The following is an 18537-nucleotide window of genomic DNA, read 5'->3' as shown; positions in this document are numbered from 1 at the left end:
ATATGAGAACAGCAACATTAATACCTGCGAAAAGGAATTTTAATGTTGCTGCTCATCATTCATCGCGTCAAGAATTAGTAACGCGTCACTTTATTTGTAGTCGATTTCAAATACTCGAAGCGATTGATTAACTCACCCAGTTTCTTCGGATATTTATGTGCCAGGTTTTCCTGCTGGCCGATATCATTTTTCAGATTATACAGTTTGTAGCCGTATCCCAATCCTACGAAATCACCGTCTTCTTTGCTGTAAGGATTGTAATAAGGCGGAATCAGTGCCCAGTCACCCTGGCGATACGCATAATTGAACATACCTTCGATAACAAGTTCTTCGCGTCCTTTCTTGCTCTTTCCGAGGAAAGCGTCCAGCGTATTTTCGCTATCCAGCTTTTCAGGATAAGTTTGTCCTAGCAGAGAAGCAAAAGAAGCTAGCAAGTCCATCTGACATACAAAGGCATCGGATACTTGCGGTTTCACCGCTGCCGGCCAACGAAGCATGAACGGGATACGTGTACCGCCATCAAACATACTTGTCTTTCCGCCGCGAAGCGGGCCTGCTATTTTGTGGTCGCCTACCAGTTTTACTGCGTCATCTTTGTATCCGTCATCAAGTACAGGGCCGTTATCGCTGGTAAATACTACGATTGTATTTTCTGCCAATCCCAGTTTGTCCAGTTCATTGAGGAATTCGGTTACGCACCAGTCAGCTTCAAGGATAACGTCTCCACGAGGTCCCATACCCGATTTGCCGACAAAGCGTTCGTTCGGAACACGAGGCACGTGCGGTTGATGCAATCCGTAGTAGAGGAAGAAGGGGGCGTTCTTATGGTCGTTAAGGAATTGCTTTGCTTTATTCAGGAACAGTTCTGCCATCTCTTCGTCTTTCCACTGTGCAGCTTTACCGCCTTTTTGGAATCCGATACGGGGTACTCCGTTCACTATCGAACCGGCATGTCCCACACTCGGATGCATACGGAGCATTTCGGGATTGTTCTTTCCGGTAGGTTCGCCGGGGAAGTTCTTGCGATAATCCACATACAACGGATCGTTAGGGTCTAAGCCTACTACACGTCCGTTTTCAAGAAAGACACAGGGAACACGGTCGTTCGTAGCTGCCTGGATAAATGAATAATCGTATCCTATTTCGGCTGCGCCGGGATGAACATCTTTGTTCCAGTCTACATTGCCGTCTCCCAGTCCGATATGCCATTTACCTACGGAACCGGTGGCGTATCCTGCCTGTTTCATCAGTTTCGGCAGGGTAATCTTTTTGGTATCAATAATCAATGCTGCGTTTCCCGGAAGGATTTTCGCGTCCACATTGGTCCAGGGATATAGTCCGGTCATTACGGAGTAACGGCTGGGGGTGGAAGTAGCTGCCGTACAGAATCCCTGTGTAAAACGGATTCCTTCGTTAGCTATACGGTCCATACCCGGTGTGGAGATGCGATGTGCGCCGTAGCAGCTCAAGTCACCGTATCCCAGGTCATCGGCCACAATCAGGATAATGTTCGGCTGTTGTTTGTCAACCGATCTTTTCTCCGGTTGGGCCTGTCCGACCAATAGCGTGGTAGGTATCGAGGAAATACCGGCTAATGTACAAAATACATAATCTAAGTTTCTCATGTCTTATTTAATTAGAATTTAATCACTTATTATAAATACACGTCAAATCTTAATGTCCCTATCCGAAAATCCTTTTTTATTAGTTAGATACACAATAAATCTATCATCTAGTCTTATATACACTAAAAAAAAGGCTGTCTCATTTCTGAAACAGCCTACTATTGTTTGCAAAAGAATTATTTTACAATTATTTCAATGGTTTTCCTTATATCAGTAGCTTTTACCGGAATAATTATTCCATTTATATTACTGTCTGCTATTGGTTTAACAGTTCTTCCATTCACCTTGACTTTGGATTTAAGGCTAACCTCGGGCAATTCGATGCGATAAGCTCTTTTTTGAGGTTGCCCCTTGTAGCTGCCTACCGTAGGATGAATACTGACTGATACAGACTCGTTTTCCTTTTTATAAGTCATATCAGTAGTAGCATACTTGCCTTTGATATACTCTGTAGTCAAGCCATCATCCTCATACAATGAATAAGTATTATTACTTCCTTCATTTCCCGGATAACAACGTATTACGAGAGTAGTCAACGGAGTAGAAGCCATACGCGCGGTATAAGGCTGCATCGGCAAAGGCCAACCACCCTTTACAAAGACTGGGGATTCCTCTAACGGACAACTTACAACAGCTGTCCTTCCGCCTTCATATTTACTACCCGTAAAAAAGCTATACCAGTCGGAACCCTTTGGAAACCATACAGATTGATTCACAACTTTATCTTCCCCACTTCCTGCTTGCGTAATGGGAGAAGCCAAAATCAAATCGCCAAAAAAGAATTCTTCTTCATGTTTATAGGATTCCTTATCAGTAGGGTATTCAATATAAAGCCCACGATTTAACGGTAGCATCTCCGTATGGCACTGACGGACACTACTATAGATATAAGGCATCAATCTTGAACGCATATGATAAATACGTTGCATAGCCTTTTCTTCACGTTCTCCCCAAAGCCATGGACGGCGATCCATCTTATCACCTACTACCGAATGAATACGTAATGAAGAATTCAGGAGTCCAAATTGCGTCCAACGAGTATATAGTTCAGGATCCAGCCCACCATAAAAACCTCCAATGTCATGTGCCCAGAAAAAACAACCGACATTGCCACTGGTAGTGGTCAGCTTAACTTCGAACTTTAACATATTCCAATTACCGACAGCATCGCCGGAGAACTGAATTGGATGACGGTGATCACCCCATCCTCCCCAACGGGAAAATCCTGCCCCGCGAAGATTGCCCTGTTTTGAGTAATTATAATATAACTCATTTAACCAAGGCACATGTTTGGTAGTCGTACCACGTACCAAAGGATATGCATAATCCTGTTGCCAGTCAAGCCACCAAAAAGCAACTCCCATAGAATCACTCTCCTGATGAGCATATTTCATAAAAGCATCCATATACTTTCGATCACCGGCATCGAAAACAGGAACAATATCTTTATCTGTATCTATTCCTAATGCCCGGGCAAATTCAGGATAAACATCCTCATGAGGTCGAAGTCCATCGTGGGGGTGTTCATTAATAGTCACATAAATCTGCTGATCATGGAATTCCCGGATTAATGCTCCCGGATCGGGAATTAACTCACGATTCCAGCTATATCCGGTCCATCCACGCGTAAAAGCATGTCCGGTGCCAACCTTACCGTCTTTACGATGCCAATCCATATCGAATACCATCATATCCAGCGGAAAATCATGTTCGTGGTATCCCTTTACCAACTCCCGATAATCATCCGCCGTATATTGCCACCAACGACAGTACCAGGAACCATGTACATACTTACGAGTCATAGGAACTGCGCCACTGATTGCCTTAAGAGAACGCAAAGCCGATTTATAATCGTTACCATAGACAAATAAATACAAATCCTGAACATGATCACGGTCCCGAATGGATAACCATCCATTCTTATAAATATCTTTGCCTGTATCATTAATCAAATACCATCCGTCACGACTCAATAATCCTTCCTGAAGGGATATAGGAGCGCCTACCGCATCAAGTGTAGTAACAGCACCCTTTAAATTACCCTGCTGTTCGTCCGTCATACACCAGTTTTTACGCTTTCCATTCATTTCAAAAGATACACGTACATTATTCTGTCCGAAAGGAAAACCATCGTTTTCAAATTCAATTGCCATCATTGATGTAGAAAGTATATATTTCCCACTCTTCCTTTCAACTTTCACATCTACATTTCCAGGCTGGCGGTTAACAGCAAACAAAGTAGAATCATCCAGAAACTTTTGATGATTAGCATACTCCATCCGAACCAGATTCTCTGTAATGAAGGTGAAACGGCTATTTCCTATTACAACAGGATTATTTTCAGCCCTGGTCAACATTCCTGACAGGACAAACAGTCCTGTCAGGAAAATCACCTTAAAACTTATTCTTCTCATTATTTACACTGCTCATTTTTAATAAATACTTCATTCTGTCTTATTCAGCCGTCAACTCCAGTACGACACTTGCATATTCCTGCCATAAGGGGATAGCAAGTCCCGTATTCATAAGTACAGAACCTGAAATCAGCTTTTCATCCAAGAAACAAGGTTTTCCATTGGGTGTCACTTCTTTCAATTTGTAATTCTTTTGCGGATCAAGCCCTGCCAAACGTATACGAGGTATCATCTGATTAGCGAAATGTTCCATCTTATAAGCAAAAAAGACCGCTTTTGTCTGTTCATCGTTTGTATACATCAACGATGCTACCCCTTTACGGTCGTAAGGAGATGCCAGGCGGTAAAGGTTACCCAACTGTATAACCGGACGAATCTTCTTATAAGATTCAATAGATTTTCGTGCAAACACCTTCTCGTCCTCTGTCATGTTCTTTGGCTGTATTTCCATACCCAAGCGTCCGCTCATGGCTACATCGAACCGGAATTTAAGAGGAAGACGGCGCCCCGTCTGATGATTGGGAGAAGCACTCACATGTTGCGCCATCGCATTGGAAGGATAAAAATAAGAAGTACCCCATTGCATATAAATACGTTGTAAGGCATCTGTATTATCACTTACCCAAAACTCATCATTATAAGGCATCACACCATAGTTGACACGCCCACCGCCGCCACCGCAAGCCTGAATAACTACATCCGGATATTTGGCACGAATGCGCTCAAGTACTTTTATCAATCCACGGTGATAATCAATATAAATATGCGACTGCTTATTTTTAGGCAAATAAGTAGAGCCGTAATTCTTCAGTTCCGTATTGGCATCCCACTTTATATAGGCTATTTCGGGGTAGTTCGTCAACAAAGTATCTACCAGATTAAATGCAAAATCCTGTACTTCAGGATTACACAAATCCAACAATAATTGTGTCCCACCACGTCCATAATTGAATGCACGCCCTTTTACCTGAAGTACCCAGTCCGGATGTTTTTCAAATAACTCGCTCTGACTATTCGTACTTTCCGGCTCAATCCAGATTCCAAACTTGATACCATACTTTTTAGCAGTATCTGTCAGTCCTTTTATGCCTTTAGGTAGTTTATTGGTATCTACCACCCAGTCTCCTAACGAAGAAACATCATTTTTACGAGGATATTTACTACCAAACCATCCGTCGTCCATAACAAAAAGTTCACCACCCATACCGGCAATATCGCTCATCATCTGATCCATACCGGGTTCGTTGATACCAAAATAGACACCTTCCCAACTATTGAGTAGAATATCGCGTGTTCCCCATCCATTATGTAATTGATTATTGCGCGCCCAGCGATGAAAGTTACGACTGGCTCCGCTTAAGCCTTCCTTCGAATAAGTAATAGCCAGTTTAGGAGTTATAAATACTTCTTTGGGTTCTAACTTATATTCTGAAGCCTCATCATTAATCCCTGCAAAAATATGATGTACTGAATTGTTATCCGTATCAATACGAAATTTATAGTTACCACTCCAGCAAAGGGCAGCTCCCACCACACGACCGGCATTCTCATTAGGCTTTCCATCCAGCGACAACATAATTTCCGCATGATCATTCTGACCATTTCTTGATCCATCCATATTCTTGATTACTTTCATACCCGGTTCAAGCCTTTCAGTAGTCACGAAAGTTTCTGAAGCCCATGAACCGTGCATATGGGAAATCCAAACATCACCTTGACTTAAAAGAAAATGTCCTGAATCAAAACGTTTCAAGGTTACCGCTTTCTTCTCTGTATGTGAAATCTCCGCCCAAGTCTCTATCATATCTACGTTATCATAAGCCTTATAATACAGTTTCACAATAAAAGGATATAGTTTATCAACAAGGGTAATCACAATTTGCTGTGCATTCTCTACTGTCCGGGTTTCTATATTTTCCGTTACCATATCCAACGTCCAGTCTCCGCTTGCGTGTTCCACTTGCAAAGCGGGAGTTTGTGAACAACTTGCTCCGAATACCGGATAAGCAGGACGGTTCAATCCATTTCCACTACTATAAATATGAGGAATTTGTCCGGAAGTGATCTTATCACCAAAATACTGGAATCGCAAACTGTTTCCCTTTTCCGCATAGAGAAGAAGGGAAGTTCGGGGAGTGGAAATTAAAATATGGTTGTCCCATGCCCAAAGAGCTGGCAGGGAGACAACTGTCAATAATACAAATAGATAAAATCTTTTCATTCTTCTTGTTTTAACAATTTATTAAGTTCTTCAAATATTATAATCATTTATTGAACGTAACTTCTACACGTCCCTGAGTGGCAGATACAGCATACACCCTATAAGAATCTTTCCAGGACGGGACTGTGAATCCGTAAGGACGCTCCAATGCATTGGCTACATATACAAGCTCACCATTTTCATTTTCTACTTCATAAGCAACTACATTGTTCCAACTGCTCAATGTAATTGTACCGCCATCTCTGGAAGAGGTACCCGCTTGAACCGGTTTATTCTCAATAAAGTAGTTCAGATTATTGTCTGATATATATTCAAAAGTTGCTGTTTCTTTTTCCAAATCAAGAGATTTTATTCTCATAAGAACCGCATCAATCTGTTTTTGCGTTATAACAATTTTACCATCTCCATAGTCATCTACCGTCACATCTACCGGAGTAAGGAATCCCCACTTCTTAAAAAAATCAGTCAGGTCTTTCTTGGCTTTCAAGCAACATATATATACAAATTCCAATTGTTGTTCCCCCGCTGTCGGCAAATCCGGATTCTTTCGGATATGCTCATAAACCTGCGGATAAAATCCGTCCCAACCATTACTTTCTTTCGGTGTGAACCCTTTTACTTTTCCCCAATAAAGTTCCAATTGCCAGAAAGGAACCAGTTTCATAAAGAAATCCGTTTCCTGAGCATGAGCCCGCCTTTTTGCAATAATCCCTTCCCACGCTTTTGTGTACCAACCTTCTGACTGCAAACGCGAAACATTCCCCCAAACAGTTGTCTGAATATATTGAGACATAATATTATTTGTCACCTCAGTCAGTCCATGCCACTTCAATCCCGGACGTGTCTGATTACAATGTCCTATTTCATGGGCCGGTCCCCAACAACCTGTCGTTTTCAACCTGTCAGGATTACATAGCTCATCTATCGTATCATCATGGTATGCTGTATGATAGTCGCTGGCATACATAAAATTGTGATACATTACATTCAAATATATGCGGTTCATGAACATACCACCATACTTCTTCAGCCCCATGAAAGTCTGTTCTTTTTCTACAAGTTCATCATACAAATCAATCAGTTCTTTTCCTCTGTTTCCTGTGGAACTACGTAGGCGACTTACTGGAAAAGTCAGATGCGCATAGGCGCCCAATACATCAAAATAACTGCATGCTGTATTGTTTATCAATTCTGTCCAACGGGAAGCTTCATGCTTCTTACTATCAAAATATCCATTTACCTTACCCGAAGCAAAATGCATTTTTACGGGTTGCTTGCCTACCAATTCTTCTAAAGATGCAGTATGATACATTACATATACAAGTCCCTTGTTTTTCACTTTTATCTTATTGACTCCTGTCGTCAGTGGATATGTATCTCCTCCAAATCCGTCTCCTCCCGGCTTGTCCAGATTCTGTATACAGATACTCATACTCTCATTATGTGTATCGGCCACTAATACAACCAGTTCTTGTCCCTGAGTAACATAAATGCCTGTCGGATTATCAAGCAAACTGTAAGCACTGGTCTTATTGATTGCTTTTTGTATATCCGGATGAGGATAAGCCTTGAACTCTGCTATGCGAAATTCTCGGGGGTATTTCTGACGATACATATAATAAGCAATATTCTTAAAGAATGAGTAAGTACAGCCTTGAATATCTTCCTCGCTTATGCCAGGCTTGAGTTCACTACAACTGGCATCGGTAAACAGCATTGAATAATCAAAATGATCAGGATTCTTTTTATAAAACTCCATTTCCGCACAGGAAGCAAAATCGCCTACACCCGAATTGACAACAAGCTGCACAGCAGATACTCCGATTTGAGAAACGGGAAAATCAACTCGAGTAGCGCTGGAAGAACCACCAAAATTTTTCCGAATGATAGTAGTCCATTCGTCGGTTCCATAAGTATTGGCATTAGAACGCACACGAATCTCAACTTCCTTGAACCGACCATTAACACCACCATCTATACGAGGATAGTATACTAAATAATCCATATCGGTACCTTCATCAAAATAATAAGTCAATATTGCGGGCGATTCTTCCGTCACTTTATTATCATTATACGGAGAATGATAAATTGTGCTCATGTTCCCGTCAAATGTTTTTTCAATCCCTTCACTGATAGATTGTGCTTTATTTACCTCACCACGCACAACCGCCACTTTTATATCATCTTTAATTCCCTCAATACCTGTAGATTCATAATCATCTTTCATCTTCTCCTGAGTGATTGTCAATGAACCTGATTCTATTTCCGAGTTTTCATCTTTATCTTTTACCCAAATAGTAGTCTCCCGATATTCGGTTACGTTCAAATCAGCCTTATAAACAAATTTATTTGTTACCATTTCGTGGGCGGAACGGGTTTTAGGCACTGTATGTATCCAGTCACAACCTTCCTCTATCCGAATATCATATTCTATATTGGCAGTCACCTCGAAAGAGAATTCTTCTCCTACAGGAAGCACTTTAATACTTTTCGGTGATACAAGAATGCCTTTTCCCCATCCTAATTGCGCTATTTGAATGGTTTCCTTCAATTGGGAAGCAACTATCTGAATGGAAGTTCTACGAATATCCTTTTCCGTATTTTCATCCATATGAATCACAAGCCGATCTGACTGCATATCAACATGACACCAAGCCTGACCTTCAGAAGCTACCGAAGCTGTCCATTCTACATTGGAAATCACAGAAATTTCCTTGGTCATAGCCTCCTCACCAATATAAACAGTCTTACTCCCTACCTCCAATACCGGAGTTATAATCTCCTTTTCGTCTTCATTACCACATGCCAAACATATTATGGTGGAACATAATAAAAGAACGGCGAATCTATTTTTCATGTCTTATTCTCTATTTAAGTTGATACAATAATTAGACTAAAATAGGCCTGCTTCCACAACGGAATGCAGAAACAGGCCCAATCAAATTTGAATATAACAGACAATTATTGCCCGTAAATAATCAGATCGTCAAGATTGAAATAACCTTTATCACCTTGTTTAGCCATCTCTCCATTCGGGCCTTTAGTCACGCACCAGCGCAAATAAGTGAACGGTTCGGCAGCCTTAAAGAATCCTGACTGATATTTAGTGCTTTGTGTTGTCGGCAAACCTTTTTCAATAACTGCCAGTTTGTTCCACTGATTACCATCATTACTTGTGAACAATTCAAGTCTTAACGGGGTTCCGTTATTGGTATTCGACCGTGTCCAGTATTCGAACAGCAATGTTTGGATAGATTCTTTAAAGTGAATCTGAATATAGTGTCCGTAAATGGGGTCGATTACAGAGCCATTATAATTACTATGATAATGTTTACCATTTCCGGTTCCGTCGAACAATCCTGTCAATCCCGTACCGTCTCCTTCAACAGTGGCGTTAGCACTCAACATACTCAAGTTCAGAGGTATATTGGGTAAAGCATAACAATAGCCTATTAATACAAGATTCTTTGTATTCTGGATTTCAAAACGGGGATGCGTGCATTTCTTGAGTTTCAAAGGTAACAGGTAGTTGCCATTATCCAACCCTGAACGGTCGATAGTTACTTTTATCGACATACTGTTTACACCAGGTTTGAACGTCACAGTCTTGTCATAAGCATATGCTGTTTCCGGTAAAAGACTGTAATCTCTGCCATTCTCTTCATTATATTGTTCTACCGCAGTCTCGTCAACGCCTATTTCACAATCAAATTCCCATTTATTTTGGAAGGGCACAGTGATAATTCTTTCAAGTTCTACTTTTGCCGGATCACTTTCAGTAACTGTTATTTGTTCAAAATCCGTATTTTGGAAATAGATAGTAGGCGTAGTAGCCTTAGGATGGAGCAATAATGTCTTTTTCTCCTCATTTACTGTCTGAGTAGATGAAAGACTAAATGGTAACGCATACTCACTATTCTTGTCCAATGCATCAATCTTATCCGAGTCAAAACTTACAGGAAATGTATGAACCATCTGAGAAGATTCAAATTGAAAATCCTTCTTCTGCTCAGATTGATAACAATTTGACGGTAACATTTTATAATGAGTATCATTGGCGAGGTTATATTCCTGCAATTCTTCCTCTGTCATTAATGTCACAGTAGCATCCGATGTAGCCGACAAGTCACTTCCTGCTTTGTATATAGCTATATTATAAGTAGTAGGTTCACCTACTTTCAGGCACTCTACATCTTGTATCCCGCTATTTGTAAAATACATAATTGTAGAATAGTCATCCAGAAATTCAGTTTTTCCATCTTCATCGCAGGCACTCATTGTCAACAACATGCCTACCATTGAGAAATATAATAATTGTTTCTTCATATTGTCTATTAATTAGATATTCTTTTTTTAAGGTTACCATCCATAGTTTTGAGTCAGAATCTTATTTCTATCTAATTCTCTTTGCGAGAACGGATATAAATAATGATTACTCTTGAACACACGTGTTTCGAATACGGTGCGCTTCCAAAATCCATCCGGGGTTTCATTTGCGTTCATGCCTTCTTCCAGCGGACAAGTAGTATCCATACCATACATTGGTCCATTATCCGTTTGCTCGGCAATCATCCAAGTACGTGTATCGAAATAACGTTGTCTTTCAAAGGCTAGCTCCACTCTTCTTTCTTTACGACATAATTCTATCAGTTCTTCTGCCGTTGCATTCGGATAGATGTCCATAATCGGTTCCATGCCAGAGCGTTTACGCAAATCATCCCATTTATCCATGGCTTCTTGTTCATATCCATTAGGAAGGGTGACTCCATGCTTTTTACATTCAAGTACCGACTCAATAAAGTTCAGATAAGTCTCTCCTAAACGGAACAATGGAAAAGTGACATTTCCCCATGAACCATTGGCTGAGTTCAAAGTGTGATCATAACATTTGTTTACCAAATATCCGCTTTTCGGATAGTCATGGGATTTATTTCCATTAGCTCCTTTGGCAAAAGAAGTCATTGTTTTGCCACCTTGTCCGTGCAACCAATAGTTTCCACCGAAAAATACAGAAACATAAAAACGAGGTTCACGATTCTTATACATATTTGGGGCCTCAATCGAATAGTCAGATGCTACCGACCATCCTTTGCAAGGATATGTCCAGGTTGATTTTTCAAACTCGTCTTTGCTATATCCCGATTGTGAGTCAATAACAGGAGTACCATCCTGTTCATAACCTAAAATCGGATAACGTCCGTTATTCATTGCATATGCATCTACTTGTTGCTGAGTCGGGCCGATAGAACCATACGCAGTACCACCGACACTGGTAGGTACGGTACCCGTTCCCCAAGCACTAAGACTACAATACCTGTCTGTCCAAATTAGCTCACTATTCCAGGTTTCATGAATAATACCGTAATAGTTTTCATACGGATCATCATTTGCCGACCGGTATAAAGTGTAGCTACCGTCATCAAATACTTTATGAGCAGCCTGTGCAGCTTCTAACCATTTATTAGCATTATAGTCCTGTGGAAAGAGATTCACACCTGACAACTCAGGGAAATCCGACATAACCGGATTCTTCACATCTTTATATAGTTTATTTCCATTATACAAATCACGTGCAGAATATAGTTTCAAACGGGAAACAACAGCATAACAGGTTCCTTTTGAAGCAAGCCCATAATATGAATCCGGCATTTCAGACTGCTTGTACATATATTCGTTTTCAGCGCAAGCAACCATTTCTGCTGCTACATAATCAACGCATTGCTCCCAAGTGTTACGAGGACGATACAGTTCTTCAGTTGAAGCTGAGAAATCCAGCAATTCGTCACCTACCAGGAATACCGGTCCATAATCACGCATCAATAGAAAGTAATAATAAGCTCTCGCAAAACGGGTCTGTACTTTCCACTCTTCAATCTGTTGTTTCGTCAAAATAGGGTCGGACGAACGGTCTACATTTTGCATGAATATGTTACATTCACGAATTCCCCTATAATATTTGGCAAACCGATCATAGGGAACGTTGTTTGCATTCCATGAACCAAAATTAAGTTTGCGATAATCACGGTCCCAAGCTACAGAAAATTCATCAGCGGCTCCGATATAAGGATCATTGTCCACATGATTACTGATATTCTCATTAGGCAGGAATGACATGGTAGTCAACCAATATTGCCTGATAGTATTCCGAGATTCCCAAATCTTATCAAAGGTAAGTTTTTCATCCTCCTGTCTGTCCAGAAAATCATTGCAAGAGGAAAAGAGCAGACCACATGTAGCAGCCAGTATATAAATAGTTTTATTCCAAGATTTTTTCATTACTTTTTCTTTTTTAGAAGTTAGCATTAAATCCTACTGTAAATATTTTATTCAACGGATAACCGGAACCATCACTACTTCCTTTTTCCGGATCCCATAATTTAAAATTACTGAATGTCAGCAGGTTGTTGCCCGACATATAGAATCGTAAAGATTTGATAAAAGTCTTTCCAGTCAGTGACTTCGGAAGAGTATAACCTATCTCAAAGTTTTTCAAACGCATGAAACTTCCACTACGCAACCACCAGGTAGAACTCTGTGAGTTATTGGAAGCACCTGCACCACCGCTACCATTACTCATACGGGGGTATATAACATTCGCATTCTGCTCATCCGTATTAGTTGACATCCATACATTTCCATACAGGTCTTTATTAATAGCTGCACGTTCCATATTGCCGGCAGAGAAAGGAGTACGGATAGAGGAACCATTCAGAGAAAAACTTGTACGCCCGACACCTTGAAAGAAGATATTAACATCCCAGTTTTTCCATTGGGCTGTTGCTCCAAACCCATAAACTATTTCCGGAAGATTAGTATATCCGATTGCTATCTGGTCCTGACTGTCAATCGTTCCATCACCATTAATATCCTGATATTTAATATCACCGACACGATATTCACCGAATGACTGTTTCGGGCTGTTATCAATTTCCTCCTGACTTTGGAATAATCCTAAAGCAACCAATCCGAAAGGTTGCATATTACCACCTTGTCCGAAAGGCTTTCCTATACGGTTCTGATATTTATATGCCCAGTCAGGTTCATCATTATTCAGAAGTTTATTACGTGTATAAGTCAAGTTACCGCGGGCTGTAACAAATACTTGACCAATCTTCTGTGAATATTCAATTGTACCATCAAATCCTTGGTTAAGCGTTTCTCCCACATTCACATAAGGAGTGGTAGAAAGTCCCACGATGGCGGGAAGTCCGGCACGTTGTAAGAATATACCGGTTCTTTCTTCACGGAAATAATCAGCTTGCACTTTCACCTTATTAAATAAAGAGAATTCTACTCCCACATTCAGCTTCAATGCTTCTTCCCAAGATGCGTTCAGATTTTCCACTTCACCGATACGAATTCCTTGTCCACCATCATTTCCTGTCTTGCCATAATACCATTTGTCACTACTATTTACAATTGTAGATTCATATACCCAACGTCTTTGTCCACCGATATCATCATTACCTACCTTACCGTAAGACCCTTTCAGTTTCAGCATATCTACCGTTTTAGTCAACGGTTCGAACCACTTTTCATGTGATACCATCCAACCGGCAGCCACAGCCGGGAAAAATCCGAAACGGTGACCACGAGCAAAATTCTCAGAACCATTGTACCCCATATTTACTTCTGCGAAATATGTATCTTTGAAAGCATATGTCACACGTCCTGCAATACCTTGATTTTTATAAGGAAGTGAGGAGTTACTGTCACCAGCCTGTGTTTTTGTATGAATTTTCTGATTGTAAAGGAACAATGCACCCACTCTATGCTTATCGTTAAACAAACGATTGTAATTCAGCGAACCTTCCAGATAGCGGGTCATAGTTCCATCCCGACCTATATTATAGTTCAACTGTTCATCTCCCTGATGCACAGGATCCCAAATGCCATCTTCATTATTATCATCATACCTGAGACTTCCGTCGGCATTCCTTCCACGTGCATGATACCAGGTTACCGATTTACTGCGACGTTGAAGAGTTGTATTCCAGGCATCCCAGGAAAACTTTATGTTTGCAGTCAATCCTTGTAAAGGTTCCCACAATTTACCAATGTCCTGTGTAATTCCGATCAAGGATTGTGCAGAATTCCAAAACTGTTCACGATAACCGGAATGTGCCAGCATATTCCATGGGTTTGCTCCCGAATCAGTAGACGGACCGGATATTACTCCATCCGAATATTCGGCCGGAAAAGCATTAGGGCTAGTCATAAAAGTATAAGACCAGATGCTTGAATCATCATCTCCGTAACCCGGTCCGAATGATTTCTCATAGATATTCGCCAAATTCAAATTCAAGACTGTACTTGGAGTCACATTCAAATCTATATTAGCACGGAAATTGAACTTGTTGTAACGCAAAGAAGAATTATATCCATAAATATTACCTGCATTCTTATAAATAGAGTTCTCGTTATAGAAAGAACCGGCCACGTAATATCTTACAATATCACCTCCTCCGCTTATATTCAGATTAACACGTTCGCTCTCTGCCATCTCATCAAACAATGTATCGAACCAATTTACGTTCGGAAACAGGTCAGAGTCTGAATTTTCACGATATTTACGAATATCCTCAGGAGAATAATATTGAGTCTGGAAAGCCTCATTGTATAATTCAGCCCACTCTGCCGAATTTACCATTTCAGGTCTTTTTGTCGGACTGGTAAATCCGAACTCTGTACGTACATTAATAGATGGCTTACCTTCCTTTCCTTTCTTTGTCGTAATCAGAATTACCCCATTTGCACCACGTACACCATATACGGCCGATGCAGAAGCATCTTTAAGGATAGAAAAAGAAGCAATATCATCTGTATCAACAAGGTCTAAATCACGCTCGATACCATCTACCAATACCAGCGGAGTAGAAGTTCCCTTGAAAGAAGATACACCACGAATATAGAAATCAGCCGCACTATTCTTGCCCGGTTCTCCGGAACGTGTTACGGCCACTACACCAGACAATTGTCCTGCCAAAACATTCGAAATAGACGAACCTGGAACTTTCAAGTGAGAAATGTCCAGCGTAGAAATAGCTCCCACAACACTTTCCTTTTTCTGATTACCATAGCCCACAACTACCACTTCATCCAGTACTTCTGTATCAGGAGCCAAAATGACATTAATCACTTTCTGATCTCCAATTACAATTTCCTGTTTTTTCATCCCCACATACGTAAACTCAAGCACGCCGCCAACTCCTTCAACAGTAATTGAATACTTTCCATCCAGATTCGTTACAGCACCAGCCGAACTATTCTTCAGCCATACACTGGCTCCGATTATCGGTTCTTTGGTTTCCGAATCCACAATAATTCCTGTTATCGTGCGTTTTTTTTGTTGCTGTGCAACGGTTGCCGGATTACTTACTTTAAAAACAACCTCTTTACCATTAATAATAAAATTCACATTACTTCCGGCGAATAGTTCCTTTAATACTTTATCAATCGTACCCTTACAGCTAATATCCTTTCTTGAAGTATCTTTCAAATCACTATCTTTATAGAAGAAAGTATAATCACTGGTTTCTTCTATATACCGAATAGCTTCTTTGAGAGAAAACTTCCCCTTTATCTGAATATCTCCTTGTGCCGCTAACATCATAGTCGGCCATAACAATAAGAGTACTACAAGATAACTTAAATACCGCTGTCGATACAAAAAAATACATTTTTTCATGTTCTCATTTATTAGATTAGACATATAATTTATTAAAGTTTCAATTTCTGATAATAATTTTGTTTCCTGTCCTTTCCTCTTTCAGGTTCATAAGGAAACAGATTTTGAGAATAATATCGTCCAATGTTTCTTCCTGACGAATGGTACCACTGAACGGAGAAGACGCATCTTTACCTTCATATACGATATTAGCATGATACATCTGATTAATAATAGAGATGAGGCGATTAAGCGGCATAACATCAAACTTGAATTTTCCATCCTGCCATTCTATATTTTCAATCTTCTGTATCTTCATTTCTGTATTGACCGAGTTATAGAAGATTTTTTCCATCGGTTTCATTACTACTTGCTTACCGGTCGCTTCCATATTAAATTCTACACAACCATTGAACAGTGTTATTTCATTATTTCCCGCCTCTTTTTTATCTACTAAAAACCGAGTACCTTTCACCTCTATAAAGGCTTTATCAATATAAACCTTGAAAGTATTTCCATGTTGTTTGCGTACATGAAACATTGAGCTTCCTTCCAACCATACCCTTCTGTCTTTATTGAAATCCTTGGCAAAACGAATAGAGCTATTTGGATACATCCATACTTCAGAACTGTCCGGCAACTGATACAACATATTTTGAGTAGCTACTATTTCAGAGAATTCTTCTTTCAGGAAGAAATCACTATTCATATAAAAAAGCCATCCGCCCAGCACTGTGACTAAAGCCACACAAGCTGCCGCCAAAGGATAATAGATTCGTCGAATCAGTTTACGCTTTGAACGTACTTTATATTCCCTGAGTATTTTCTCCCATATCTGCTCCCCAATCTCCGGGTCTATTCTTTCAGCATTCTCTTTCCATTGTTCCTGCATGCTTTGCTCTACAATATCAATTTCAGATAATGCGCCTACATCGTGTCTCTTAAGTTTGTCTTTAAACAAATCCTTTATTAATTTATGATTCTTATTTATCTTTTCCATTGCACATATTTTACTCGTTTGCTATAAATACACTTCCCGATTTCCCACACCCTAGTGAAAAACTCATCTTTTTTTTGATTTCTTTTTAATTGCTCATTTTTTTCTTATTTTATTTTGTTAATGCATCTAATTATCTACTTTTGTGGGACAGAAGTTAAGATGATACAAAAAGAATTAATACAAAAGCTCAAGAAAGGGGATGATGAGGCCTTTTCAGCCATGTACAAACTCTATTGGGAGAAAGTATATAACTTTTCCCGTCTATACCTTGCATCATCCGAAGACGTTGCTGAAATAGTACAAGAAGTATTTATTAAACTGTGGGAGACACGACATTTGATAGACGAAGAACAGTCATTCGAAGGTTTTCTTTTCATTATTACCCGCAATCAGATATTCAACTATTCACGCAAACGCCTGAATTATTCTTTTCTGAAAATGACAGTCATGCAATCAATAGAAAAGTCTTATGAAGAAGAAGACCAACTTGAAATTGCTGATTTAAAGAAACATCTTTCCGTACTGATATCCCAATTACCGGAACGGCAACAAGAGATATTCCGCCTGAGTCGTGAACGACACATGACGTACAAGCAAATTGCCGAACAATTGTCAATCAGCGAAAAGACGGTGGAATATCATATGACAGCAGCTTTGAAATACTTACGGAAGAATTTATATCTGCTGTCACTATTCCTTGGCTAAGTTTTGTGTGTGCTTACGCAATTTTGTTATTTACTTTATTATACCTATTTATAAAAATTCAATATTAATAAGAAGCCGTTGCCGAAATACCTTCTTTTTCCAGCAAAGCTACAATACGGTCTAACTCCTCGTGGGTGGCTTTCTGTAAATCGTGGTCAGGTGTTTCACGGTCAATGGTGTATATCATTACCTGACTGGGAGCAATTTCCTTCACCGCTTCTATCCAGGGGAGTACATATTTATCGGATGTATTATCCATATCTTTTCCCTTGTAGCCGCCTTTCAGAAACATGGTCTGCACGATACAGTTTCCTTTGAACTCTTTCATTTTTTCGATAATCTTCCTTACGGAATATTTTCCATTCGGACGGTCTAACTGACGAATGTATTCTTCGTCCACCGTATCCAGTTTCAGGATATTGTTATCAATCTTATTCAATGCGTCAAAGACAGCGGGACGGTCAATAAAAGTAGAATTACTCAGTACACTGACTTTCGCTTTCGGAAAATAGGTATCGCGGAGTGCGAGTGTATCTTCTATGATTTCCGGAAAATGGGGATGTGCTGTCGGTTCACCGTTTCCGGCAAATGTAAGTACATCGGGAGCAGGGCCGTTTACCTGCATATCTTTCAGTTTTTCTTCAAGAGCTGTGCGGACTTCTTCACGGGTAGGAAGAAGTTTCTTCGTACGATGTTCGGCATTGAAACCACATTCACAATAAATGCAGTCGAATGAGCAAACTTTACCGTCGTCCGGTAATAAATTAATTCCCAAAGAAACACCCAGACGGCGGGAATGGATAGGGCCGAAGATGGGTGAAGGAAAAATAATAGTCATCTTATTCTAATTTTATCATTTACAATTTACTACTTTATCAACCGATTATCCTTCGTTGATACTGCAA

Annotated in this window: 10 protein-coding genes; 1 reads left to right on the top strand and 9 read right to left on the bottom strand. The window is 40.1% G+C overall.

From position 1 onward, the window contains the following. Positions 1 to 74 precede the first annotated feature (74 nt). From HC965_RS04645 to HC965_RS04610, 8 genes are all read right to left on the bottom strand, one after another. The gene (locus HC965_RS04645) at positions 75 to 1625 is read right to left on the bottom strand and encodes a sulfatase-like hydrolase/transferase (protein WP_191030355.1); all 1551 of its coding nucleotides are present in this window, start codon (positions 1623 to 1625) and stop codon (positions 75 to 77) included. Between the two features lie 176 nt (positions 1626 to 1801). Next, positions 1802 to 4039 carry a glycoside hydrolase family 31 protein gene (locus HC965_RS04640; RefSeq protein WP_191030354.1) on the bottom strand — a complete coding sequence of 746 codons (2238 nt, stop codon included), beginning with the start codon at positions 4037 to 4039 and terminating at the stop codon, positions 1802 to 1804. A gap of 40 nt (positions 4040 to 4079) precedes the next feature. Then, a complete protein-coding gene (locus HC965_RS04635; RefSeq protein WP_191030353.1) occupies positions 4080 to 6260 on the bottom strand; it encodes an alpha-galactosidase in 2181 nt (726 codons plus the stop codon). 43 nt (positions 6261 to 6303) lie between these two features. Beyond that, positions 6304 to 9117 carry a M60 family metallopeptidase gene (locus HC965_RS04630; RefSeq protein WP_191030352.1) on the bottom strand — a complete coding sequence of 938 codons (2814 nt, stop codon included), beginning with the start codon at positions 9115 to 9117 and terminating at the stop codon, positions 6304 to 6306. 104 nt (positions 9118 to 9221) lie between these two features. Beyond that, the gene (locus HC965_RS04625) at positions 9222 to 10586 is read right to left on the bottom strand and encodes a DUF1735 domain-containing protein (protein WP_191030351.1); all 1365 of its coding nucleotides are present in this window, start codon (positions 10584 to 10586) and stop codon (positions 9222 to 9224) included. 33 nt (positions 10587 to 10619) lie between these two features. Further along, the gene (locus HC965_RS04620; RefSeq protein ID WP_191030350.1) at positions 10620 to 12536 is read right to left on the bottom strand and encodes a RagB/SusD family nutrient uptake outer membrane protein; all 1917 of its coding nucleotides are present in this window, start codon (positions 12534 to 12536) and stop codon (positions 10620 to 10622) included. Positions 12537 to 12549: 13 nt separating this feature from the next. Continuing rightward, positions 12550 to 15948, bottom strand: coding sequence for a TonB-dependent receptor (locus HC965_RS04615; protein ID WP_191030349.1), 3399 nt, complete (start codon positions 15946 to 15948; stop codon positions 12550 to 12552). A gap of 40 nt (positions 15949 to 15988) precedes the next feature. Then, positions 15989 to 16927, bottom strand: a complete 939-nt coding sequence (locus HC965_RS04610) for a FecR family protein (RefSeq protein ID WP_223854704.1) — start codon at positions 16925 to 16927, stop codon at positions 15989 to 15991. 159 nt (positions 16928 to 17086) lie between these two features. On the opposite strand from HC965_RS04610, the gene HC965_RS04605 reads away from it, so the two are divergent. After that, a complete protein-coding gene (locus tag HC965_RS04605; protein ID WP_191030348.1) occupies positions 17087 to 17632 on the top strand; it encodes an RNA polymerase sigma-70 factor in 546 nt (181 codons plus the stop codon). A gap of 64 nt (positions 17633 to 17696) precedes the next feature. Here HC965_RS04605 and HC965_RS04600 read toward each other — a convergent pair whose 3' ends face one another. Next, positions 17697 to 18470: a radical SAM protein gene (locus HC965_RS04600; RefSeq protein ID WP_191030347.1), complete on the bottom strand. Its 774-nt coding sequence runs from the start codon at positions 18468 to 18470 to the stop codon at positions 17697 to 17699. Positions 18471 to 18537: the final 67 nt, after the last annotated feature.

Source organism: Bacteroides sp. GM023, assembly GCF_014750685.1.
In the GTDB taxonomy this organism is placed as follows: Bacteria; Bacteroidota; Bacteroidia; order Bacteroidales; family Bacteroidaceae; genus Bacteroides.
The sequence above is the reverse complement of the archived record's forward strand: the minus strand, read 5'-3'. Positions and strand labels throughout refer to the sequence as shown.